Annotated in this window: 18 protein-coding genes; 7 read left to right on the top strand and 11 right to left on the bottom strand. The window is 42.3% G+C overall.

Annotated elements, in window-relative coordinates:
* Window positions 1–205: 205 nt before the first annotated feature.
* Window positions 206–2,974, bottom strand: a complete 2,769-nt coding sequence (locus J7384_RS01135) for an insulinase family protein (protein ID WP_209110364.1) — start codon at window positions 2,972–2,974, stop codon at window positions 206–208.
* A 192-nt stretch (window positions 2,975–3,166) separates the two neighbouring features.
* On the opposite strand from J7384_RS01135, the gene sixA reads away from it, so the two are divergent.
* Window positions 3,167–3,646 (top strand): phosphohistidine phosphatase SixA, encoded by a 480-nt coding sequence (gene sixA / locus J7384_RS01130; RefSeq protein WP_209110362.1) that lies wholly within the window; start codon window positions 3,167–3,169, stop codon window positions 3,644–3,646.
* A 27-nt stretch (window positions 3,647–3,673) separates the two neighbouring features.
* Here sixA and smrB read toward each other — a convergent pair whose 3' ends face one another.
* Complete coding sequence (smrB, locus tag J7384_RS01125; protein WP_209110360.1) at window positions 3,674–4,213, bottom strand: endonuclease SmrB; 540 nt, start codon at window positions 4,211–4,213, stop codon at window positions 3,674–3,676.
* A 64-nt stretch (window positions 4,214–4,277) separates the two neighbouring features.
* Here smrB and prmB point away from each other — a divergent pair, with 64 nt between their 5' ends.
* The 3 genes from prmB to J7384_RS01110 all read left to right on the top strand — a co-directional run bounded on the left by prmB (window position 4,278) and on the right by J7384_RS01110 (window position 7,758).
* Entirely contained in the window at window positions 4,278–5,300 is a 1,023-nt protein-coding gene (gene prmB, locus J7384_RS01120; protein WP_247741559.1) for a 50S ribosomal protein L3 N(5)-glutamine methyltransferase, read from the top strand.
* A 99-nt stretch (window positions 5,301–5,399) separates the two neighbouring features.
* Window positions 5,400–6,488, top strand: coding sequence for a chorismate synthase (gene aroC / locus J7384_RS01115; RefSeq protein WP_209110358.1), 1,089 nt, complete (start codon window positions 5,400–5,402; stop codon window positions 6,486–6,488).
* A gap of 112 nt (window positions 6,489–6,600) precedes the next feature.
* The gene (locus tag J7384_RS01110) at window positions 6,601–7,758 is read left to right on the top strand and encodes an MFS transporter (RefSeq protein WP_209110357.1); all 1,158 of its coding nucleotides are present in this window, start codon (window positions 6,601–6,603) and stop codon (window positions 7,756–7,758) included.
* Between the two features lie 125 nt (window positions 7,759–7,883).
* Here the strand turns inward: J7384_RS01110 and J7384_RS01105 are convergent, their stop codons facing one another.
* Window positions 7,884–8,336 (bottom strand): Hsp20 family protein, encoded by a 453-nt coding sequence (locus J7384_RS01105; protein WP_209110355.1) that lies wholly within the window; start codon window positions 8,334–8,336, stop codon window positions 7,884–7,886.
* Window positions 8,337–8,668: 332 nt separating this feature from the next.
* Here J7384_RS01105 and J7384_RS01100 point away from each other — a divergent pair, with 332 nt between their 5' ends.
* Complete coding sequence (locus J7384_RS01100) at window positions 8,669–9,331, top strand: DUF924 family protein (RefSeq protein ID WP_209110353.1); 663 nt, start codon at window positions 8,669–8,671, stop codon at window positions 9,329–9,331.
* Between the two features lie 61 nt (window positions 9,332–9,392).
* Here the strand turns inward: J7384_RS01100 and tpx are convergent, their stop codons facing one another.
* On the bottom strand, window positions 9,393–10,058 hold the full coding sequence (tpx, locus tag J7384_RS01095) for a thiol peroxidase (protein WP_209110351.1): 666 nt from the start codon (window positions 10,056–10,058) through the stop codon (window positions 9,393–9,395).
* 159 nt (window positions 10,059–10,217) lie between these two features.
* On the opposite strand from tpx, the gene J7384_RS01090 reads away from it, so the two are divergent.
* Window positions 10,218–11,306, top strand: coding sequence for a response regulator (locus J7384_RS01090; RefSeq protein ID WP_209110350.1), 1,089 nt, complete (start codon window positions 10,218–10,220; stop codon window positions 11,304–11,306).
* Window positions 11,307–11,316: 10 nt separating this feature from the next.
* Window positions 11,317–12,270 carry a diguanylate cyclase gene (locus tag J7384_RS01085; RefSeq protein ID WP_209110348.1) on the top strand — a complete coding sequence of 318 codons (954 nt, stop codon included), beginning with the start codon at window positions 11,317–11,319 and terminating at the stop codon, window positions 12,268–12,270.
* A 228-nt stretch (window positions 12,271–12,498) separates the two neighbouring features.
* Here J7384_RS01085 and J7384_RS01080 read toward each other — a convergent pair whose 3' ends face one another.
* The 7 genes from J7384_RS01080 to J7384_RS01050 all read right to left on the bottom strand — a co-directional run bounded on the left by J7384_RS01080 (window position 12,499) and on the right by J7384_RS01050 (window position 22,813).
* Window positions 12,499–14,232 (bottom strand): amidohydrolase, encoded by a 1,734-nt coding sequence (locus J7384_RS01080; protein WP_209110347.1) that lies wholly within the window; start codon window positions 14,230–14,232, stop codon window positions 12,499–12,501.
* A gap of 67 nt (window positions 14,233–14,299) precedes the next feature.
* Window positions 14,300–15,925 (bottom strand): apolipoprotein N-acyltransferase, encoded by a 1,626-nt coding sequence (gene lnt / locus J7384_RS01075; protein ID WP_209110345.1) that lies wholly within the window; start codon window positions 15,923–15,925, stop codon window positions 14,300–14,302.
* Between the two features lie 19 nt (window positions 15,926–15,944).
* Window positions 15,945–16,823 (bottom strand): transporter associated domain-containing protein, encoded by an 879-nt coding sequence (locus tag J7384_RS01070; protein WP_209110343.1) that lies wholly within the window; start codon window positions 16,821–16,823, stop codon window positions 15,945–15,947.
* A 31-nt stretch (window positions 16,824–16,854) separates the two neighbouring features.
* Window positions 16,855–17,310, bottom strand: coding sequence for an rRNA maturation RNase YbeY (gene ybeY, locus J7384_RS01065; protein WP_209110336.1), 456 nt, complete (start codon window positions 17,308–17,310; stop codon window positions 16,855–16,857).
* Window positions 17,311–17,315: 5 nt separating this feature from the next.
* Window positions 17,316–18,458, bottom strand: a complete 1,143-nt coding sequence (locus tag J7384_RS01060) for a PhoH family protein (RefSeq protein WP_247741558.1) — start codon at window positions 18,456–18,458, stop codon at window positions 17,316–17,318.
* A 34-nt stretch (window positions 18,459–18,492) separates the two neighbouring features.
* Window positions 18,493–19,941, bottom strand: a complete 1,449-nt coding sequence (miaB, locus tag J7384_RS01055) for a tRNA (N6-isopentenyl adenosine(37)-C2)-methylthiotransferase MiaB (RefSeq protein WP_209110334.1) — start codon at window positions 19,939–19,941, stop codon at window positions 18,493–18,495.
* Between the two features lie 112 nt (window positions 19,942–20,053).
* The gene (locus tag J7384_RS01050) at window positions 20,054–22,813 is read right to left on the bottom strand and encodes a DUF5074 domain-containing protein (protein ID WP_209110332.1); all 2,760 of its coding nucleotides are present in this window, start codon (window positions 22,811–22,813) and stop codon (window positions 20,054–20,056) included.
* Window positions 22,814–22,817: the final 4 nt, after the last annotated feature.

Below are 22,817 nucleotides of genomic sequence, written 5' to 3'. Positions count from 1 at the left end.
ACGTTGTAACCTTTTAACACCTGTTACCGTACTCGTTAAGCACTTAAGGTTGTTATTGTTTTTATAATTTGAGCACCCATTAGAAATGATGTTGTTTGGTAAGTCAAATTTTCCCTTAAATAGCTGATTAAACGCACTAAAAATAAGCCTTAACAGGACAAAAACAGATTGGTTTTGTCCTGGCTAGCCTCATTAATTTGCCAGATTAATATTTATAGTTTGCAGATGTTGTGAATTTATCGTTTTTGCCGATAATTTTTTTATCTGACATAGCTGTTTGGTAATCTTGTTGTACTGACAACAGTGTCAGGCGGTCCGGAATTACCTGTTTAACAAGTTGTTCATTGATGAACTGCTGGATATCGCTAAGTTCTATTGCCAACAAAGCTTCAATCAGTTTCTGTTTGTGATCAAAACTGAAATCTTGATGGCAAATTGCCGCCCAAAAGCGCTGGCTTTTAATTCTCAGGCTAGTATCTTTTTCTAACAACTGTCCGGCTAGGCCCTGCTTAAGTTGTTGCCATTCACCTTCAGGCATAGCGGCAATATTTTCGCTACTTTGCTCGATAAATTGCTCAATCGCCAACGTTAAATTATCGGCATCGGTGTGTGGTGATTGAATGTAAAACGCGATACCGGGATATCGATTGATTGGAATATAGCCAACACCCACTAAGTAACCGTATTGTTTCTCCGTCCTCATTTCTTGGAAAAATAGTGGTGACAATAAATGGCTGGTGACCATAGTTTTGGCCGTGGTTGTTAATGTTTTATCACTTTGTGGGTAGTATAGCACCGAGGCGTGATCGTGTTCTGGCAAGGTCAATGGTAGTATGATTTCACCTTGCTTAGACATATCGGTTACTGGAATCTTGACACGGTTTTGCACGTTACTCATTTTCGCGAAACTAGCTTCTACTTGTTCGAGTATCGCTAAGGCATGCTGCTGTTGCCAATTGCCATGAATGAGCATTTCGACAAATGTCGCGTTAAACAAGCTTTGATAAAAAGTATTAAACTGGTCAAAGTTAACACTTGCCAGCGCAAGTGCCATATCATCACTACTTGGATTTTTAGGCTGCATTGCTGAACTGAGTTTAGCGAATAACTGAGCGATTGATTTGCTTTTATCGGTATTTTGCCATTGAGTTATTAGCTGCTTTTTAAATAAATTAAAGCGGCTTTCTTTAAATTCACTACAACGCAAACTGTTTAATAGGTGTTGCAACAGTTGAGGTTGTTTTTCACTTAGGCCAGACAGTTGTAATGTCATTCCTCCTTGGTGGGAGTATAAGTGGTAGTGAATACCTGCTAACTCAGCCGCGTAGTTTTGTTCAACAACCTTGTCGTTGAAAAGCTCAATAAACAGTCGCGTCATCACGATGTTATTCGTGCTTACAATCGCAACAGGGGTGTCGATACCGAGATAAATATGACCCTTTGGCACCTTGAAGGTATGATCTTGTTTGAACCAACATGAAATATTTGGGTTGTTAGACAGCTGACGGGGAAGCGCACTTATTTGCTGGCAATCGTGAATTTCGGGCGCTGTCGAAATGTAAGGATTTGGCGGCGGTAGAAAAAGTGCGTTATTGGGCTTTGCTGATGCCCAATGAGTAATAAGATCGGATGAAATTGGCGCCACTCGATATGGCACTTGGTACCAATGGCTAACCCGATCAAACTCATTGTTTTTACTGATGTGGACAATTCGCATATTGTCACTGTTGAAATAGTTGAGTAAATAATCAACTTTTTCTTGTGACATAGAGTCGAGCACGTAATCACCGTAAATATAATCACATTCAGGATAGTGCTGCATGTTTAGCGACATTTGGTTGACGGTGTCAAGTGGCCGTTGTTTTTCTAAAAAGTCAAAGGACAGTTTAGCTATCGCTTGTTTTTCTTGATAAAAATACTCAGGTATTGGTTTTGATTTGAGTAAGGCGAGATAGCTAAACAGTAATTCGACAATATCATCAATGTGATCTTCTCCCAGTTCAGTAAGGGAGATATTGATATTGAAGTCTTTAAAGTTAGAGCCATTAATCCCCGAGCCTGCTGTTAGCCTCATGGCCCATTGATGTTGTTTGAGCAATGATAATAAGCTGCCTGGCCCTTCGTGACCGATTAAATAAGCCAGCAGAGATTCAGGTTTGTGTCGGTATAAGCTGTCAATACTCGGCAGGGCAAAGCTAACGATTAACTGACGTTCATTTTTGACCGGCTTTACCAGCACTTTTATTTGTTGATGTTCTGGTAAATAGAGTGGTTCGGTAATTTTTTGCAGAGGTGCTTTTGCTTGTTTAATCCCACTAAAGTGCGCTGTTGCTAACTCGCAGATTTCATCTAGTGGCATCGGCGCTTCAAGCGCTAACGTCATATACTCGGCACAATAATAGTGTTCAAAAAAGTTGGCGACCTCATCTCTGATTGAACTATTTTCTCTGTCAGCAAGGGTATCAATATTACCGACGGAAAATTGGCTAAATGGATGCGCTTGGTTAATGGTTTCCTTGTGGACGTCGTAAAGTCGTCGAATATCGTCTTTCAGTTTTAGTTTGAATTCTGAGTCGATATTTTTTCGCTCTTTGCTGACAAACTCTTGAGACAGTAATGGCGCGGTAAAAAATTGACTGAAGCGATCTAGTGCCGCTTCAAACGCCGAGTGGTGAATGTCAAAGAAGAAACTGGTGTGCTCGGTCGCGGTCCAAGCGTTATTACTGCCACCATTTTTACTGATAAACTTTTGATATTCACTGCCGTCGGAGTATTTTTCTGTACCGAGGAACAACATGTGCTCAAGAAAGTGGGCCATGCCTTGACGATCGGCCGGGTCGTTAAAATGACCAACATTAACCGTCAATGCGGCGGCAGCTTTTTTACTCTCATAATTACTTATTGCGACTACTCGTAAGCCGTTTGCTAGCGTAAGTGCTTGGTATTCTTTGTTGTCGTTTGGGCTTTTACGCAAGCGAAATTCCTCAGTTGATGGTGAATATCAATGTTTACTAGCTAAACTAACCTAAGCCTTGACACGAGTCTATGGTTTCTCAAATAAAACTCAATAACTTAGTTATTTAGCGAGCAATAGTATTACATTTTGGCTGCTATTTTATTACTATAGCTACTCATTAACCACTTGCTAATCAAGAAAGCCCAATTAATGAAAATTTTTATCATGCGTCATGGTCAAGCTGAAGATATTGCCGTGACAACCAAAGAGCAAGACGCTAAGCGCGCGTTGACGAAACTGGGTGAAGCGCAAGCGGCAAGTATGTCATCGTTATTTAGCGCGGCAGCATTGTCGCACATTTGGGTTAGCCCTTATTTAAGGGCACAGCAAACCTATCAACAAGTGCGCAAAGGCTTGGACATAAATAATGTTGATGTGACCACTAATACGGACATTACGCCATACGGCAATGCCAGCTCGCTGCACGATTATCTCGACGCAGTGCAACAGTCAGATAATATCAGCGCTTTGTTAATTGTTTCTCATATGCCCTTGGTTAGTTACTTGGTTGACAGCTTCACCGCCGGCCAGCAGTCACCGCTGTTCCAAACTGCGGCTGTTGCTGAGCTCGATTACGATGTTGAAACGATGAAGGGCGAACTAGTGACGATGCACCTGCCAACTGCGTAGCGGCCACAGTAACAAATAGCACTTGGTTTACTTACGCATAAATTTATCGTGTAGCTCGATAAGTACCAGTAGTGCACCGTCGCCGCCGTATTCTAATGGCGCTTGATGAAAAGCCATAACGTCTGGATGTTGGACTAGCCAGTGAGGTATTTTGTTTTTTAACACTCGGCTGCCAATCCCGTGCACGATACAAACACATTGGGCGTGTTCTTTTTGGCAAGCATAAAGCAAAGCGGCGATTTCTTGTTTGGCTTGGTGTTGTGCTAAACCGTGCAAGTCTAATATCAGGTCCGGATGGTAGTGGCCGCGTCTAAGGTTTTTCGCTTCAAAACTGTCAACGTCTTCGCGAACGTATTTTACTGGCCCATGTTCGTTGATAAAGGGCTCATATTGATCTGAAAAGTGAAATTGAGCAACTTGTTTAGGGTCGTGTTGGCGTTTTTTAGCTGCCGCCATCGGCTTAGCTTTTACTGGCGCGATTTTGTCTTGTTGCAAAGGCTTTACTTTGCCAATCGCACTTTTAAATAGCTGCTTGTCTTGCTCAGATAAAAGATCTTTAAATTTCATCGCGCCAGTCTATGAATAATTAGGTAAAATAACAACTCTCAGTTAGGAATTTATACAGTTAACCATGGCCAACCAAGACAATACTCAAAACATGACTCATCACCAAGCCGAGGCAGTTGACAATCAAGAGCATCTTTATTCGTCAGAAAACAGCCTTGTGTTTAATTACAGTGAAATCAGTCAATCACTAGATACTATTGCCGATTTTATGCGTTTTGCCACCAGTGAGTTTAATCGCGCTGAACTCTATTTTGGTCACGGCACTAATAACGCTTGGCACGAGGCACAAATTTTAGTGATGTTTGCTTTGCACTTACCAGAAGATATGGCAGAACAAGTGCTTACTTGTCGGTTAACTGAATCGGAAAAGTCAGCAGTGCTATCGGTTATTGAACGTCGCATCAATGAGGGCATACCTGCGGCGTACATCACTAACCATGCATTATTTGCCAACTTGTCTTTTTACGTTGATGAACGCGTATTAGTGCCAAGATCGCCAATTGCCGAGCTTATTGAGCAAAAATTTGACAATTGTGTTAAACAAGTGCCGTCGCGCATTTTAGATTTGTGCACTGGCAGTGGCTGTATCGCAATTGCTTGTGCTTATGCTTTCCCTGAAGCAGAAGTAGACGCGCTTGATTTGTCAGTTGATGCCTTAAACGTTGCCCAAATGAACATTGAGTATCACGGTTTAACAGAACAAGTTATTCCAATACAGTCTGATATTTTCTCTGGGGTAGATGGGCAGAAATATGATTTAATTGTGACTAATCCGCCGTATGTCGATCAAGATGATGTTGACAGCTTGCCGCAAGAGTTTTTGCACGAACCGGAAATGGGGCTAGGCTCGGGACATGACGGTTTAGATATCGTCAGAGTTATTTTGGCCCGTGCAAGCCAACATTTAACCGATGATGGTGTGCTTATTTGCGAAGTAGGTAATTCACAAGTACACGTATGTTCAGTCTATCCTGAGGTGCCATTTAATTGGCTGACCTTTGAGCGAGGTGGACATGGCGTCTTTATGCTAACCAAAGCAGAGCTTGATAAGTATCAAACTGTATTTGATCAACAAGCTGAGCAATAACAAACAATCTGTTGTTGTGATGGCCAGTAAAAGTATGTCGGCAAACGTATAAGTATCAATAATTGAAAATAGACTAAATATAAGTAGGTAAGAAGATTCATGTCAGGTAATACATTTGGAAAATTATTTACAGTCACCACCTTTGGCGAAAGTCACGGACTTGGCATTGGTGCCATTGTTGATGGTTGTCCTCCAGGCTTGAGTCTGACCGAAGAAGACTTGCAGCTAGATCTCGACCGCCGTAAGCCCGGTACTTCGCGTTATACTACGGCGCGCAGAGAAGCCGACCAAGTTAAAATTATGTCTGGGGTCTTTGAGGGTAAAACCACAGGTACGCCAATTGGTTTGATCATTGAAAATACCGACCAACGCTCAAAAGACTACGGCAATATTGCCAGCAGTTTTCGTCCAGGTCATGCCGACTACACATACAGTCAAAAATATGGCTTTCGCGATTATCGCGGCGGTGGTCGCTCGTCTGCTCGTGAAACTGCCATGCGGGTTGCTGCTGGTGCCATCGCGAAAAAATACTTAAAAGAAAAATTTGGTGTTGAAGTACGCGCATGCGTTAGTCAAATTGCCGATATTAGCGCGGAACAATACGACTGGGATTTTGTTGAAACTAATCCATTCTTCTTTCCTGACGAAAGCAAAATAGATCAACTTGATGAGACCTTGCGCGGTATTATCAGACAAAAAGACTCTATTGGTGCCAAAGTTACCGTTGTCGCGAACAATGTTCCTGTTGGCTTAGGTGAACCGATTTTCGACCGTTTAGACGCCGACTTAGCCCATGGCTTAATGAGTATTAATGCGGTAAAAGGTGTCGAGATTGGCGATGGCTTTGAAGTGGTTAATCAAAAGGGATCAGAGCACCGCGACGAGTTAACGCCAGAAGGGTTTAGTACTAATCACGCTGGTGGTGTTTTAGGTGGTATTTCATCAGGACAGCCAATAGTAGCTAACATAGCGTTAAAACCAACATCAAGCATTGGTGTTAGTGGCAAAACCATTGATGCAGAAGGTAACCCGGCAGGTATTATTACCAAAGGTCGTCACGACCCGTGTGTTGGTATTCGCGCAGTACCGATTGCTGAGGCTATGGTAGCGTTAACTTTAATGGACCATTTACTTCGCCATCGCGGTCAAAATGCCGATGTTGCTTGTTCGACACCGGTAATTGAATAGTTTTATTTAAGCGATAACTTTCAACTATTTAAGCATTTGACTAAGCTGTATTGATATATACGCTCGGTCAAATGCTTTTGTGCTTCCAACTATTAACTGACAGCTAATATCAATGCCCTATTTATTTGTCAAGTTTTCTGCAAGCTACTTTTGGTACTTTGCGGTTATTGGTTTGATGATCCCTTACTTACCGGTTTTTCTCGACGGCAGGGGCTTTAACTCTCTGGAAATTGGCGAACTCGTTGCGATTTTTACCGCAACTAAAATCTTTGGTCCGCCGTTATGGGCGGTATTTGCCGATAAAAGCGGGCAACAGTTGCCGATTATTCGTTTGGGCGCTTTATTGGCTGTGACTTGTTTTATTGCGCTTTTTTACTTTGATAGCTACTGGGGAATCGCCTTTAGTCTGGCCGCGTTTAGTTTATTCTGGACGGCGATATTGCCACAAATGGAAGTGATGACCTTAACCAGTATTCGAAAAAGTGCAAAAATTTATGGTCGCATTCGCCTGTGGGGTAGTGTCGGTTTTACCATTACTGCTTTAGTGTGTGGGCAAATTGTCAGTGTTTACGGCAGTGATGCCGTATTAGTGTGTGGCTTTGTTATTTTGCTCAGTTTGTTTTTATCGACGCTATTGTTAAAGCAGTTGAAAAAGCCTGTGGTTAGTACTCACAAACAAAACAGTGCATCAATTCTAAGCCGTATTTTAACACCGAGCTTTATTATCTTTTTTGTTGCCGGCTTGTTATTGCAAGTAAGTTTTGGTCCTTACTATAGCTTTTTGGCACTATATTTAAGAGATCTATCTTACCCTGATTATTTAGTCGGTGTGTTAACCGGCTTTGCAGTTGTTGCTGAAATCGTCGTGTTTATTTACGTTGGTAGGTTATTCCGCTACTTCAGCGTTAAACAGTTGCTAGTGTTTAGCTTTCTGATTACTGCGGTGCGTTGGTGGGTGATGGCTGATTTTGGCCAACACTTGTTGCTTTTATTTGTTGTACAGCTTGCTCATGCTGCCGGTTTTGGTCTTTATCACAGCGCTTCTATGCAATATTTACAAGAGCATTTTGCCGTTGATCAGCAAAATCGAGGGCAAGCGATATATATTAGTGGTGTTTGGGGCGTTGGTGGTGCTGCGGGGGCTTATTTGGCCGGCATTTTATGGGCTGATGGCAGTGGTGCTAGCGCAGCATTTTACTTTGCCGCAACCGCCAGTTTGATTGCGGGTTTACTGGCAATGTTATTACCTAAACCTAAGATTGCTATCTAATAGCTTTGGACGGTAGCATAAAAAAGACCCAGCTACTGAGCTGGGCCAAATGACTCTATATTACAAATACACTATATAGAAGATAAAACAGGGAGAAACATGAGTGCTTTCGCACGGGGCAATAATTAGCTATCAATCAGTGGCTTTTTGTTGATACTGATTTTTCTCGGCTTTAAGGCTTCTGGAATTTCTCTTTCCAAATCGATATGTAACAGGCCATTTTCGAGACTAGCATCAATGATTTTTACGTGGTCACCCAATTGAAATTTTCGTTCAAAGTTACGCTCGGCGATACCTTGATGTAAGAAGCTGCGATCTTTGTTGGCTTCTTTGTCAGCGGTTTTAGTACCAGTAACAATAAGGGTGTTTTGTTTTGATTCAATATCTAGCTCTTGCTCGCTAAAACCAGCAATCGCCATCGTAATTCGGTATTTGTCTTCAGCCAATAACTCGATGTTATATGGGGGATAGCTAGACTGTTTGTCTGCTCGGCTTGCTTTGTCAATTAAGTTAGCTAAGTGATCAAAGCCGATAAAAGAACGGTAAAGAGGGCTGAAGTCTGAAGTTGTGTTACGCATAATTCATATCCTATTAATAAAGTTAGCAATATGGTTTATTCATCGATAACTCAGTATGCTTGATAAACAACCTTAGTCCTCTTAGGAGCGACTGGGTGCTTATTAATACCGATTTATCTTGAATATGTGCCTTTCGTAAAGAACAGGCGGTTAATTAAAATAAGTCCCTAACGGCGACTTAATTAATAGATAGGTTCGGTTAGATAAATTTCAAGAAAAAAACTATAAAAAAATTGTACTTTGTTTTTATCTTATTGATATTTAATGATTAATTTTTTATGTTTTTGTGCGGTAAATTTTTAATAGTTAGCTAAATGGCATTGGGTAACAGCATGACGGATAAAAGTACTTCGGTAATTTTTAGTAGTGATAATAGCACTAGTAGCAGCGAAGCGAGCGAACTGTTGAGCTTTTGGTTTGGCGAGTTAACCAATCAACTACCCAGTGAGGAAAAGCGGCGATTGTGGTATCGGGCGACGGAGGCCGATGATTTGTTGCTGAAAGATAAATATTTATCGTTATATCAACAAGCACGCCTTGGCAAACTAGACAACTGGCGCAATCAGCAAGCATCGAGCTTAGCGTTAATTATATTGCTGGACCAAATACCGAGAAATATTTTCCGTGGCCAAGCGCAAGCATTTGCGACCGATGATTTAGCGCTTGAGGTGTCAAAGCAAGGCATTGCTCAAGGGTTTGATCGAGATTTACCATTAATTTATCGGATATTTTATTACCACCCATTTGAGCATAGTGAGTGTTTGACAGAGCAAAGCCAATCTGTGGCGTATTATCAAGGTTTGTACGACCAATATAGCGCTGAACAGCATCGCGCTTATTTAACCAATACCTTAAACATGGCAATTAAACACCGCGATATTATTGAGCAATATCAGAGGTTTCCACATAGAAATGCGATATTAGGGCGTGAGTCTGTTGAAGCAGAGCGAGAGTATTTGGCAAGCGGGACCAATTTTGGTCAAGTTAAGCGCTAATTAGGGGAGTTAAAAGGGCAAACAGAGAAAATGCTTGCCCGACTTGTTTTTAGTTTTCTAGCTATTTTCCTTGGCTGGTGGCTGAGTCTGTTACTTCAGCTTGTTCGTCACTTGCTTGCTCAGGTGTTGTCATCACTTTTAACTTAGCTAAGGCATCGTCGTAATTTGGGTGCTTGGCAATATTGTCGACTAGTTCTTTGTAGGCGATATTGCCTTGATCATCGATTATAAAGATGGCTCGGGTAAGTAAGCCCATATCTTTAATTAGCAAGCCATACTTGCTGCCAAAGTCGCGCCATACAGCGTCTGAAAGCACTTTTAATTTATCTATCTTTTCAGTTTTACAAAAACGCTTTTGTGCAAAGGGTAAATCGTTGCTGATGGTTAACATGGCAACACTGTCATCTAGGTTCGCCACTTCTTCGTTAAAACGTTTGGTTTGTAGCGAACACACGCCAGTGTCTAAGCTTGGCACCACTGAAATAAGCACCGTTTTATTTTTGAAGTTATTGAGTTCAACAGGTGAAAAGCTCTCGTTCACCACTTTAAAATCAGGCGCAGCTTCTCCAACCTCAACTTGCTGGCCAAGTAGCGTGACAAATTTATTGCCCGCCTTTACTAAGTTGGTTGTTTCGGCTAGTTGAGGATCAATCAAAGTGTTAGCATGGCTTGATAGCGCCAATAAACTAGTGCAAGCTAGACTGATAAAACGAGATGACAATTTCATGATATTTTAATAAGTTAATAATTAATTACGCTACGCTAAAGCTTAACTTTGTCGTGACAAAATAGCTATATTTTTGTTAATTAATCACGACTGGTTTTACGGTTATTGTGTTATTATTGCACTGTTTTTCATTTTCTAAGAAAAAAGTTGGATATCTAGATGTCGACCCGGTTATTAATTTGTGATGATTCGAATATGGCGCGCAAGCAAGTGGCGCGCTCTTTACCTGATGGCTGGGACGTTGACATTAGCTTTGCCACCAATGGCATTGAGGGCATCGAAGCGATTAAAGCGGGTAAAGGCGATGTTTTATTACTCGACTTAAATATGCCCGAAATGGATGGCTATCAAGTGCTTGAGCAAATCATGGCTGAAGACTTGCCAACGCTAACCATTGTTATTTCAGGTGATGTGCAGCCAGAAGCTTATCAAAGAGTCAAAAGCTTAGGTGCGCTCGATTTTATTCAAAAACCTGTTAACAAACAAAAGCTAACCGAAATATTAATGGCTTACGGTGTTTTTAGTAAAGAGCAGCTAGTCGCTGTCGATAAGGCACCAGCATCAGCCGAAAAAAGCAAGCCTACACCGCCAGTTAAACCCGCTAGTACTGCTGAAATTACCTCAGTTTCAACGGATGGTGGAGTAGGTCCCCTTGCCAATGATATTCGCGATTGTTATCAAGAGATTGCTAACGTTGCCATGGGCCGTGCCGGTGACTTACTGGCAAGATTGTTAAACGTGTTTGTTGAACTGCCAATTCCTAACGTCAATTTGATTGAAGTTAGTGAGTTGAGCATGGCGTTGTCGGCGATTGAGCGCGAGCATAGCACTTCGGGTATTTGCCAAGGTTTTATCAGCGCGGGTATTTCCGGTGAAGCACTGTTAATTTTGAACGACTCCAGCTTTCAAGATGTTGCCAAGTTGATGGACTACCAACAAGACCTAGACCAAGGCGCAGAGTTAGAGCTATTGATGGACTTGGCTAATGTGCTTATTGGTGCTTGTTTAAAGGGCTTAGCAGAGCAGTTAGATGTTTCGTTTAGTCAAGGTCACCCTGTTGTTTTGGGGCAACACCGAAACGTTTCTGACTTGATCGCCAGTAACTCGACAAAATGGCAGCGAACACTTGCCATCGAAATTAGCTATGGTATTGAAAACTATCCCATAAAATGCGATTTGTTATTATTATTCACCGAAGAGTCGATGAAAACGCTAAACAACAAGCTCGCATACTTGATTGAAGAATAGGCCGAATTGAATGTCGTTAGATAGCAAACAAATGAATGAACTCCATTGGTTGATGGAGATGTTACACAACATTGATGTTGGCTTGGTGGTACTGAATCGCGATTACCAAATTCAAATTTGGAATGGCTTTATGGAAAATCACAGTGGTTTATTGCCCGGTGAGGTAAAAGGCAAGCTGCTGTTTGATTTGTTTGAAGAAATTCCACAAGCTTGGTTTCAGAACAAAGCTGAATCAGTATTTTTACTGAAAAACAAAGCGTTTACCATTTGGGAACAACGACCGTATTTGTTTAAGTTTCAGAACTACCGCCCGATTACTGGTAGTGCTGACTACATGTATCAAAATACCACCTTTATTCCGCTGTTGTCGGCCAGTGGTGAAGTCACTCATTTGTGTTTATTGGTTTATGATGTAACTGACAGTGCTGTTCACAAAAGTGACTTGGAACAGGTTAATAGTGAATTAGCAACCCTGAGCCAAACCGATGGCTTGACTAAGCTTTTTAATCGTACCCATTGGGAGCGTTGCTTATTGGCTGAGTACAAGCGTTGGACTCGCAGTCAACAACAAAGCAGCTTGTTAATGCTGGATATCGATCACTTTAAACGGGTTAACGATGAATATGGTCACATGGTTGGCGATGAAGTGATTAAACACCTTGCCGGCGCAATTAAAGATTGTGTTCGTGAAACCGACATTGCTGGCCGTTATGGCGGCGAAGAGTTTACTGTGATGCTGCCAGATACCGACAGTGAAGGTGCTCGAGTATTCGCCGAGCGTTTGCGAGCTAAAGTGGCCCGTAGTATCATTCAATACAATGATATTGAACTCAAATACACCGTCAGTATGGGCATCGCTCAGATTGATAAATCGATGACCAGCCATGAAGCGTGGATTATGTCAGCGGACAAAGCCCTTTATCAATCAAAAGATAATGGCCGTAACCAAGTTACTGTGATTTAAATCATATTTAGATCTAAGCAGAGATGTCTAAAGCGATCAGTTGTCATCAACTGATCGCTTTTTTGTACAGGGAAGTACTTATCCAGCGGTGCCATGGACGGCAAGGAGCGGATTTGTACAGGGAAGTACTTATCCAGCGGTGCCATGGTCGACAAAGAATAAGTTTTTACATGGAAGATTTATTCAAACATTTCATTGCGAGTAATACCTACCTTACTCACAGCGACTTTAGTTTTTGTACACTCGGTTGCCATTAACCCAAGTTTCTAAGACCTTTATCTGCCATATATTTTCAGCATCAATAGTAAATGGGTCTTGCGCTAACAAAATAAAATCAGCTTTTTTACCTGCGGCTAGACTGCCAATAATATGCTCTTGATGGCCAGCGTAGGCGGCGTCAATGGTGAAGCTGGCAAAAGCTTCGGTTCTGGTCATCGACTCGCTGCTGATCCAACCGCCTAAAGGTTGATTGTCGCGATCTTGGCGAGTGATTGCTGCATGTAAGCCGAACAACGGATTAGTCGGTTCTATTGGGAAGTCAGAGCCATTGGCAACTTTTGCCTTGGCACTGAGCAGTTTTCGCCAGGCGTAAGCGCCAGCTAAGCGCTTTTTGCCAATTCGATCTTGTGCCATGTTTTTATCACTGGTTGCGTGGGTAGCTTGAATAGAAGCGACAATATTGAGCTTGGCAAAGCGTTCAATATCACTCAATTGCAAGACCTGAGCGTGCTCAATACGGTGGCGTAAATCGCGAGTACCCGTTTGTTTAATTGCGTCTTGATAGTGGTCTAAGACGAGCTTGTTGGCGTTGTCACCAATAGCGTGCGTATTAACTTGAAAGCCAGCTTTCATCGCTTTAAGCATTAAGGCTTTAAGTTCTTTTTCGGGATATAGCAGCAAGCCTTTGTGACCGGGTAGATCTGAATAGTCGTGAATTAGTGCCGCGCCACGGCTACCCAATGCGCCGTCAGATGAGATTTTTACACTATGGAGCGCAAACATTTGATCAGGGCTTTGATAATGACCTTGCGCTAAAATGTTATCGGTTTGGCTGTCGTTAATATCTAGCATACCATTGACGCGAATTGCCATGTTTTGCTCTTCTGCCAACGATTTGTATAGCTCGATATTTTCAGCGCTGATACCTGCATCGTGAACGCTGGTGAGGCCGACTTCTGCCAAGGCTGATAAGCCTCTAATCAGTGCAGCTTTTTTCTCACCAATGCTCAAGGCTGGTTGTACTTTGAAAATCAGCTCCATTGCATTATCAATAAAAATACCTGTGGGTTCACCGTTACTGTCTTTGACAATTTCGCCGCCAGCAGGGGAGGGAGTATTTTTGTTAATCCCAGCGAGTTTCATTGCTTTACTATTGACCCAAATTGCGTGACCGTCGACGCGGTTAAGCAGTACTGCACGCTCTGGAAATACTTTGTCTAAGCTCGCAGCGCTGGGAAATTCTTTGTCAGGCCAGTGGGTTTGGTTCCAACCCCGGCCAAGTACCCAAGTGTCGGCATTTGCAGCAGATTGCTTCTGATAATGGCTTTTGACTTTTTCAACGGCGTTTTGCTCTGAAGTCGTGTCATTTAAATTAGCTGATAACAAGCTCAAGCCGTAGTTGAGGACATGACCATGAGCATCAATTAAGCCCGGTAAGAGCGTTTTACCTTTGCCATCTAATCGAGTCATTGATTGGTCATTTGGCAATGATTCGTGTGTGCGATAGAGCTTTTCTATTTTATCGCCGTTAAATTGAATTGAATGGAATCTTTGTAAGCCGCTATCAGACATAGTATAGCCATTGATGTTGTATATGAGCTGGCTGGTCTCGGCGAGTGTTATTGGGCTCACGACTAAAGGCAAGGTTAAGGTCGCAATCAAGTAAGCTCTCTTAATGAATACTTTTTTTGTCAGTGCTTTTGAGGTTAATGCTCTTTTGCTTAATTCTTTGAAAAATTTCATTATTATTATCTATTGAGCTGATTTAATAATCAGTATAAACCCAAGTCAGTCAATAGATAAAGCAGTATTAAGAAGTGTGCTTTGGTGCCTTGCGCTCAATCACAACAATCGAGATAAAAAGTAACAGTGACAGGATAAATACTGGGTATTTTTGCCAGCGACTAAATGGGGTGTTGCCAGTGACTAGCTCAATATGACTGACCAAGACACCTTGTTCAAATTGTGGCAGGCGGTCAATAAACTGACCATAGGCATCGACACTTGCGGTAATACCTGTATTGGTTGAGCGCAACAGTGGACGGCCAAATTCGAGCGCTCTCATACGAGCAATTTCCATGTGTTGATGTGGCCCGTGTGAGTCAGCGAACCATGCGTCGTTACTCACAGTTAATAACACACTGGTTTGCTCGGTAAAGTTAGCGGCAAGTTGCTCTGGAAAAGCAATTTCAAAGCAAATTAAAGGCAACACGTGTTGCCCTTTGGCAATCAAGTTATTTTGAACATAGTCGCCTCGACTGAATGACGACATGGGTAAGTTAAAAAATGGCGCAAGCGGTCGCAGCCAGTCTTCAAATGGCACAAACTCGCCAATTGGCAATAAGTGATACTTGTAAAAGCGATTGTCGTGATTGTAGCTGTAGCTACCGACTTGGTTTTGCCGATTTGTTAACTCAGTGTTTTGCGAACTTAGTTGAGCTGTTGAACTTGCATTTGTTTGGCCAACTGTGACTAAACCGTTAAAGTACTGTTTGCGCTGATAATTATAATTGAGTACACCCGTAATAATGGCGCTGTCATTTTGATAAGCAAGTTCATCCAGCGTCGTTAGAAAATCTTGAACTCTTGGTTCTAAGGCTGGAATTGCCGATTCAGGCCAAACGATAATATCGCTGTTTAAATGCTGTTTGGTTAGGTTTAAGTATTTGACCAGTGTTGGCCATTCTTGCTCTGGCTGCCACTTCAATTCTTGTTCGATATTGCCTTGAACTAATGCGGTTTTTAGAGACTTACCACTTGGTGTTAGCCACTGAACTTGTGGCAGTAATACCAGCGCTAAGCCTGCGACAAATAAGGTTAAACAAGCGCGAACTCGCACTATTTTTATACTTGGCCAAACAAGGTAGTAGAGGGCAATACTGATAAACAGCAAAAAGAAAGTAATGCCAACTTCGCCAAAAATCGGCGCGATGAATCTCAGTGGGCTATCGATTTGGCTATAACCGAGGGATAACCACGGAAACCCAGTGAGTAGGGTGTTTCGAAGGTATTCTGCTAGGGTCCAAGTTGCCGGTAACAACAAGAGGTTTAGTTGTCTATTTTTGCTAAGACGAGCGGCAAGGTAACAGGCCAGTGCGGGGTAAATAGCTAAATATAGGCAAAGTAGCAGCATCAGCAGCAAAGAGACCACTAACGGCATACCACCGAACAATTCAATACTGACATGCACCCAGCTAATGCCACTAGCAAACCAGCCAAAGGCAAAGAAAAAACCGATGCCTGCCGCGGTTTTAGCAGTTGTTTTATCGAGTAACTTAAACCACAGTGGCAGTGCGACAAACATTAGCCAGTATTGGCCGTATGGTGCATAGGCAAAAACTAGCACTAAGCCGAGTAAAAAACTCAGCCAGTGCTTTTTATTGGTAAGCAGGCGCCTGCTAGCGCTAGCGGCGTTTTTGAACAATGAAGTTGTCACTACTGATGATCTGTCAAAGCTAGTCTGAGATCTTACCGGTAACTTGATGCTCTTTTGGCACGGTTACTTGGATAGTCTGAATACGGCGATTGTCGGCGGCAACAATTTTAAATTCAAAACCGTCAATGACCATCTCTTCACCTTTTTTCGGCATGTGTCCGAACTGATGTAGAACAATACCGCCAATGGTATCAGCATCTTCCTCATCAAACTGGCAGTTGAAGTATTCGTTAAAGTCAGCGAGTTCAGTCAATGATTTTACTAAGTAAACTTGACCCGCTAAATGTTTGATATCTAGTTCGATTTCATCATCGGTTTCGTCTTCGATTTCTCCGACGATTAATTCGAGGATGTCTTCAATGGTAACCAAACCTGAAACGCCGCCGTATTCATCGACGACAATCGCCATATGGTAGCGCTGTGAACGGAATTCTTTAAGTAGAGGCTCTACTTTTTTACTTTCGGGAACGATAATCGCAGGACGGATGATATCGGATAATTTACACTCTTGCTCTTGTTGACCAAAACCATAAGCCAGTAAATCTTTGGCGAGCAAAATACCTTCAACGTGATCGATATCGTCGTTTACGACAGGGAATCGCGAGTGTGCTGATTCTAAAATAGTAGGCAGGAATTGCTCTTGGCTTAAGTTGATATCCAAAGTGACCATTTGCGAACGCGGAATCATAATATCGCGTACTCGCATTTCACTGACGCCTAAAACGCCTTCGATCATTTGTTTGGTTTCTGGTTTGATCAACTCTCGGTCTTCTGCGTCGTTTAACACTTCGACCAATTGTTCTTTATTTTGCGGCTCTCCAGTAAAGGCTTGTACTATTTTCCCGAGTAAAGACTTATTTGCAGAGCCGTTGCTAGAGTGGGGATTATCATCGCTCATGGCGTATTTTTTGTCCTGTAAATTTAGGTTACTAGTCAATCGTGTAAGGGTTATTAAAGCCAAGTTTAGCTAGGATGTCTATTTCCAGCGTTTCCATCTCCAAGGCTTCTTCTTCTGTTATATGGTCAAAACCGAGTAAATGCAAGCAACCGTGAACAACCATATGAGCCCAGTGGGCAATGATTGGTTTTTTTTGCTCGCTAGCCTCAGCTTTAACGACTGGGGCACAAATAACCAAATCGCCCAGTAGATCAAGCTCAATACCTTCAGGTACTTCAAACGGGAAAGACAAGACATTGGTCGGCTTGTCTTTGCCGCGATACTGATGGTTTAAACTTTGGCTTTCACTGTTGTCGACAATGCGAATAGTGAGTTCAAAATTGCGCTGGTAGCTGGCAAGTGCAGCGTCGAGCCAAACTTGGATATCAGACTCAGCCGGCAGGTCAGCCGCTTCACTGGCTATTTGTAAGTCTAAGGTGATGGTCATGGCGCTTAGTCTTTGTTGGCTGCTGAGCTATTAGTTTTTGTCGCTTCAGTTTCAGTAGCTTCAGTGCTGCTAGCTTGCTGCTCCTGTGCTTCAACTTGATCTAGGCTTTGGGCTTGTTGCTTTGCCAGTTGCGCTTGTTGTTTCTGCTGCTTGATTTTGTTGACGTTGTGTTCGTGCTTTTCGTAGGCTTCAACAATACGAGCAACAACAGGGTGGCGAACAACATCTTTTGATTGAAAGAAATTAAAGCTAACCCCAGGGATGTCTTCTAGTACCTCAATGGCGTGACGCAAGCCTGACTTTTGCCCGCGTGGTAAGTCGATTTGGGTAACATCACCGGTGATTACGGCGCGTGAATTAAAGCCGATTCGGGTCAGAAACATCTTCATTTGTTCGACGGTAGTATTTTGGCTTTCATCCAAAATAATAAAGGCGTCGTTCAGGGTCCGGCCGCGCATGTATGCCAGTGGCGCAATTTCAATAACATTGCGCTCAATCAGCTTTTCGACCTTTTCAAAACCGAGCATTTCAAATAAGGCATCGTACAGAGGTCTTAAATAAGGGTCGATTTTTTGTGATAAATCACCTGGTAAAAAGCCGAGTTTTTCACCCGCTTCAACGGCGGGACGAGTTAACAAAATACGGCGGATTTCTTGACGCTCTAGCGCATCAACGGCACATGCAACTGCGAGGTAAGTTTTACCGGTACCAGCGACGCCAACACCAAAGCTAATGTCGTTAGTGATAACGTTTTGGACATAGGCCGATTGGTTGTCGTTTCTCGGCTTGATAATACCGCGCTTGGTTTTGATGGTGACCATTTTTTCATAGTCAACGTCGACTTTGGTTGGCGCTTGTTCAAGGACATTGGCCGCTAAAATGGCTAAATGAACCATTTCAGCGTTAATGGTTTTACTTTGGCCTTTAACAACCTCAGTTTCTAGGTAAAGATCTTTGAGTAATTTGCTGACCGCTTGGCAATTATTGGCCATACCAACAATTTTAAACTGATGGCCGCGGTAACTAATTTCGACACCTAAACGGCGCTCAATAGTTTTTAAGTGATCATCCATTGGGCCGCAAAGGTTTGCCTGTCGGTGATTATCGACAGGCTCTAAGGCAAATTCCAAACTGGTGTGCTTAGTCAATGAAAATCCTATTTATTGTTGTTTTATGCTGTAACTAAGGCGTGTATGTACCTACGCCAAGTTCATCGATACCGGCATTGTTCGCTGCTTGATTGTGGTGGTTGTTGGCCAAAATATCCGCAGGTGAATGAGCGATACGCAGACCCATGTCTTTTTCTTCACGGACCAGCTCACCGCGCAACGAGTTGGCGTAGACGTCGGTAATTTTAACGTCGACAAATTGGCCAATGACATGGTGTGGTGCAACAAAGTTAACAATGCGGTTGTTTTCAGTACGGCCTCTAAGTTCCATTGGATTCTTTTTCGATGGGCCTTCAACCAAAATACGTTGTTCGCTGCCTAGCATTTGACGAGCAATGCGCAGGGCTTGCTGCGTAATTCTGTCTTGCAAAATTTGTAGGCGTTGCTTTTTGGTTTCTTCACTGATGTCATCAGGTAAGTCAGCCGCTGGTGTCCCTGGACGAGCACTGTAAATGAAGCTAAAGCTCAAATCAAAATCTATTGCTTTGATCAAGTCCATCGTGTCTTCAAAATCTTGGTCCGTTTCGCCTGGGAAGCCAACGATAAAGTCAGAAGACATACAAATATCTGGGCGAGCTTTGCGCAAACGGCGAATTTGCGATTTGTACTCAATGGCAGTATGACCGCGTTTCATCTGAGTCAAAATGCGATCTGAGCCACTTTGAACCGGCAAGTGCAGGTGGCTGACAAGTTCAGGAACGTCTTTGTACACTTCAATAATGTCGTCGGTAAACTCGACCGGGTGCGAAGTGGTATAGCGAATGCGATCGATACCGTCAATGGTAGCAATTAAACGCAATAATTCAGAGAAGCGACAAACGCTACCGTCGAAGCTCTCGCCGCGGTAAGCGTTAACATTTTGGCCAAGTAAATTAACCTCGCGAACACCTTGCTCAGCGAGCTGGGCAATTTCGTAAAGTACGTCGTCAAGTGGACGGCTAACCTCTTCACCGCGCGTATAAGGAACAACACAGAAAGTACAGTATTTACTACAACCTTCCATAATTGAGACAAATGCGCTTGGTCCCTCAGCTTTTGGTTCAGGTAAGCGGTCAAACTTTTCAATTTCAGGAAAGCTGACATCAACAACCGGGCTGCGGTCACCGGTGACTTGTTGAATCATTTCTGGCAAACGGTGCAATGTTTGCGGGCCAAAAACCATATCGACATAAGGTGCGCGCTGGCGAATCGTATCGCCTTCTTGTGAGGCAACACAACCGCCAACTCCGATAACTAAGTCAGGGTTGTCATTTTTTAAGTTTTTCCAGCGGCCGAGTTGATGGAAGACCTTTTCCTGTGCCTTTTCTCTAATAGAACAAGTGTTTAGCAAGATGACGTCAGCGTCCTCTGCTTCTTCAGCCAATTCGAAGCCGTGGGTTGAGTCTAATAACTCGGCCATCTTTTGCGAGTCATACTCATTCATTTGACAGCCCCAGGTTTTGATATATAGCTTTTTACTCATGAACTTTTGCCTAAAATGCGAACAGGTTAAAAATTAAAGGACGCGTATTTTACGCTTTTTCCCACCAGTTCGCTAGTTTATCTGTTGTTCAAATGTCGATATTTTACCGTTGTTAATCGAGTTTCATTAGAGGAATGCTGATCACCAGTTGGCTGCCTTGACCTTCGTGGCTATTGTTGAAGGTATTGACTGAAGCTTTGTATTTGCTTGCGATTTGTCTGATATAGTACATTGCCATGTCAAAGCTAATACGGCTTTGGTAGTTAGTGAAACCTTCGTTATCGTCTTGAATAGTCAACCAAACCTTACCCTTAAAATCTTGCATTGAAATACTGAAGTTTCGACTACTGTGATTCAGCATATTTGACGATATCGCTTCGTAAATTATTTTGTAAATATCTGCTTGTAACTCATAACTTAGTTTGCTGCTATCGAGTTCAGTGACTAGTTTGATGTTGATATGGTGTTTTCGATGCATATATTGCACAAAATACGGCAGAGCCACTTCTAACGTTTTACCGTACAAGGCGTCGGGCTCTTCTGCTTTAGTAGCGTTAGTTAATTCTTCAATACTCTGCTCTAACACTTTTTTGATATCAAAGTCAGGTGTGGATTCACTATTGATGCTCTCGAGTACTTGTTTTAAATTTCGTGTCACGTTTAGTGCGGCACGGCCTTTACTTTTACTGTCGTTTCTAAGCGCTTGGTAGATATGGTTAATAGATTTACTGCGCAGATAAAACAGCCATGAGCAAAGTGAGACAACGCCAATTGCGATAACTAGATAAATTATCCGCATTTGTAATGTCCAGTACCACGGAAAAGCAACGCTGATATTTGTGTAAGCGTGGTACTTACTCCACTGTTCTAAACTATTCGTGCCGCGAATCTCGAGGTAGTAATCACCGGGAGATAGACCCGTTAAGGTGATTTGGCTATTGTTAACTTTATTCCACTGACCGTTGTTAATTTTGTACTCAAATGTTTTTGGCGGGCCAGGGCGGTAATCTAAACTGGCGAGATCGAGCGTGACAACGTCGTTTGCCGAGTTGAGTGTAATGCTTTTGTTGAGTAAGTAGGATTTTCCTGAAACTGTAGTTTGGGTAATAAGTACCTTGGGGTGAAAATCTTCTCGCTCTGTAGGTGGGACTTGGAGCACACCGCCTTCGTGGGGAGCATACAAACTGTCATTAAATTTCTTGACAGAACTCTCGATAGAAAATGATTCCGTGCCGGGAATTAAGTTTAGGCTGTAGTTACTTGAATCAAGCTTATATATCCCTGGTCTTGCGGTCGCCCAAATATTATTATTGATTTTAGACAAACTTGTAAATTGAATACCACTACCCTGTTGAGATAAAAGTTGCCCTTGTTGGTTAAAAACATAAAGACCATCGCCCATACTCGCGGCAAGTACTTTATCACCATCGGCTATTAAGGAGACTATTTTATGGGCAGGAGAGTGAAAGATTGTTGTTATTTGTTTACTGAAAGGATCGTAAATATCGACACCTTTAGCAGTCGCTAGCCAAATTTTATTGTCTACTGGTATTAGGTGTAATACCTCCGCAGAGCTAAGGTTGCTGGTTTTGTCAACGCGCTCAATAACCTCTTCTGTGTTGATGTCCATCACCAGAAAGCCATCACCGTCTATGCCAATATACAATTTTCCTTTTGAGTAATTGGCGCCGAGTATAACTTGATTTTTATCGACAATATCAATTCGAGTTAACCGTTGAGTTGATTGGGGGTACTTCCACAAACCGTCAAAAGTGCTTAGATATAAGGTATTATTAACCACAACACTGTCGTATATAAACTTAGATCGCTGAGAAAAAGTGTTTGATTCTGACTCGCCAAATATATTTTTACCAGTCTTGAAGCTAACAAGCCCGTGGCCATAAGTACCAATAATTAACTGGTTGTCGATTAATTCAATGGTACTAGAGTGTAAGTTTGCGCCTACTAAATGGTTTACGGCAGTACTTTCTACGATCCGCTTAATACCTTTTCCTGTACTTAGCCACAGAACACTACTACTATCGTGGAAAGTGTAGTCTATTTTATCTGGGCCAATTGCCGGGTAACTATGCTCTAAGTAAGAGAGCTTTTCTATATCAATATGCACAATTTGATTGTTTGCGTCTATTGCGTAAAAGCTACTGCCATTTTTGTGGGCAGTTGCGTTAATTAAAGCCGTATCTAGAGTTTTAGTGATAACTGAATTGTCTTCATTGACAATCATCACGCCGTTTTTTGTTAAGACAACAAGTTTATTGGCTACAACAGTTGCTCCTGTAATCGAACCAGATAGAACATGATTAATTTTTTCAGCTGTTATTTGAAAAACATCGTCACTATTAATCGCATAAGCATTTGATTGCGTTTTTAAAAGCTCCTTAATGTGTATATTGTTCGCGATTAATTTACTTTCATTAGTGGCTGTGTTTTGAGCGTATAGTTGATCAACGTCGCTTGAATATGCAAAGAAGCTTTGTTTGTGAAACAATGTTTCTGAGGTGTTATGTTTTTTGTTTTTTGCGTTTATACTAATTTCGCTACTTTGCCCTGTGTGAACGTTAAAAAGCCAAATACCGCAGCACTCAGAAGCAAGGAGTAAATTTCCATTATCGATCAGCTTTGCATCTTTGACCCATTTAAAAGGCAGCGTCCAATCTTGGTTATTACTAGAAAAGTTGATGAAGTTTTCGCCATCGTAGCGTATTAGGCCTTGTTGGCTGGTTAGCCAAATAAAGCCTAAATCGTCTTGGACAATATTGTTAATATCACCAATGTTATCGATGTCACTGTATTTGGTGGCAAAACTAAATTGAGTAAAGCAAAATAAAAGTGGCCAAAATAGCCACTTCATTTGA

It is taken from the genome of Endozoicomonas sp. G2_1 (assembly GCF_017744155.1).
Lineage (GTDB): Bacteria > Pseudomonadota > Gammaproteobacteria > Enterobacterales > Alteromonadaceae > JAGHQT01.
Note: the sequence above shows the minus strand (reverse complement) of the source record. Positions and strands in the feature narration are given on the sequence as shown.

Coding starts and splice junctions, on each gene's coding strand:
- sixA (WP_209110362.1), top strand. CDS start 3,167: ATGAAAATTTTTATCATGCGTCATGGTCAAGCTGAAGATATTGCCGTG.
- smrB (WP_209110360.1), bottom strand. CDS start 4,213: ATGAAATTTAAAGATCTTTTATCTGAGCAAGACAAGCAGCTATTTAAA.
- prmB (WP_247741559.1), top strand. CDS start 4,278: ATGGCCAACCAAGACAATACTCAAAACATGACTCATCACCAAGCCGAG.
- aroC (WP_209110358.1), top strand. CDS start 5,400: ATGTCAGGTAATACATTTGGAAAATTATTTACAGTCACCACCTTTGGC.
- J7384_RS01110 (WP_209110357.1), top strand. CDS start 6,601: ATGCCCTATTTATTTGTCAAGTTTTCTGCAAGCTACTTTTGGTACTTT.
- J7384_RS01105 (WP_209110355.1), bottom strand. CDS start 8,336: ATGCGTAACACAACTTCAGACTTCAGCCCTCTTTACCGTTCTTTTATC.
- J7384_RS01100 (WP_209110353.1), top strand. CDS start 8,669: ATGACGGATAAAAGTACTTCGGTAATTTTTAGTAGTGATAATAGCACT.
- tpx (WP_209110351.1), bottom strand. CDS start 10,058: ATGAAATTGTCATCTCGTTTTATCAGTCTAGCTTGCACTAGTTTATTG.
- J7384_RS01090 (WP_209110350.1), top strand. CDS start 10,218: ATGTCGACCCGGTTATTAATTTGTGATGATTCGAATATGGCGCGCAAG.
- J7384_RS01085 (WP_209110348.1), top strand. CDS start 11,317: ATGTCGTTAGATAGCAAACAAATGAATGAACTCCATTGGTTGATGGAG.
- J7384_RS01080 (WP_209110347.1), bottom strand. CDS start 14,232: ATGAAATTTTTCAAAGAATTAAGCAAAAGAGCATTAACCTCAAAAGCA.
- J7384_RS01070 (WP_209110343.1), bottom strand. CDS start 16,823: ATGAGCGATGATAATCCCCACTCTAGCAACGGCTCTGCAAATAAGTCT.
- ybeY (WP_209110336.1), bottom strand. CDS start 17,310: ATGACCATCACCTTAGACTTACAAATAGCCAGTGAAGCGGCTGACCTG.
- miaB (WP_209110334.1), bottom strand. CDS start 19,941: ATGAGTAAAAAGCTATATATCAAAACCTGGGGCTGTCAAATGAATGAG.
- J7384_RS01050 (WP_209110332.1), bottom strand. CDS start 22,813: ATGAAGTGGCTATTTTGGCCACTTTTATTTTGCTTTACTCAATTTAGT.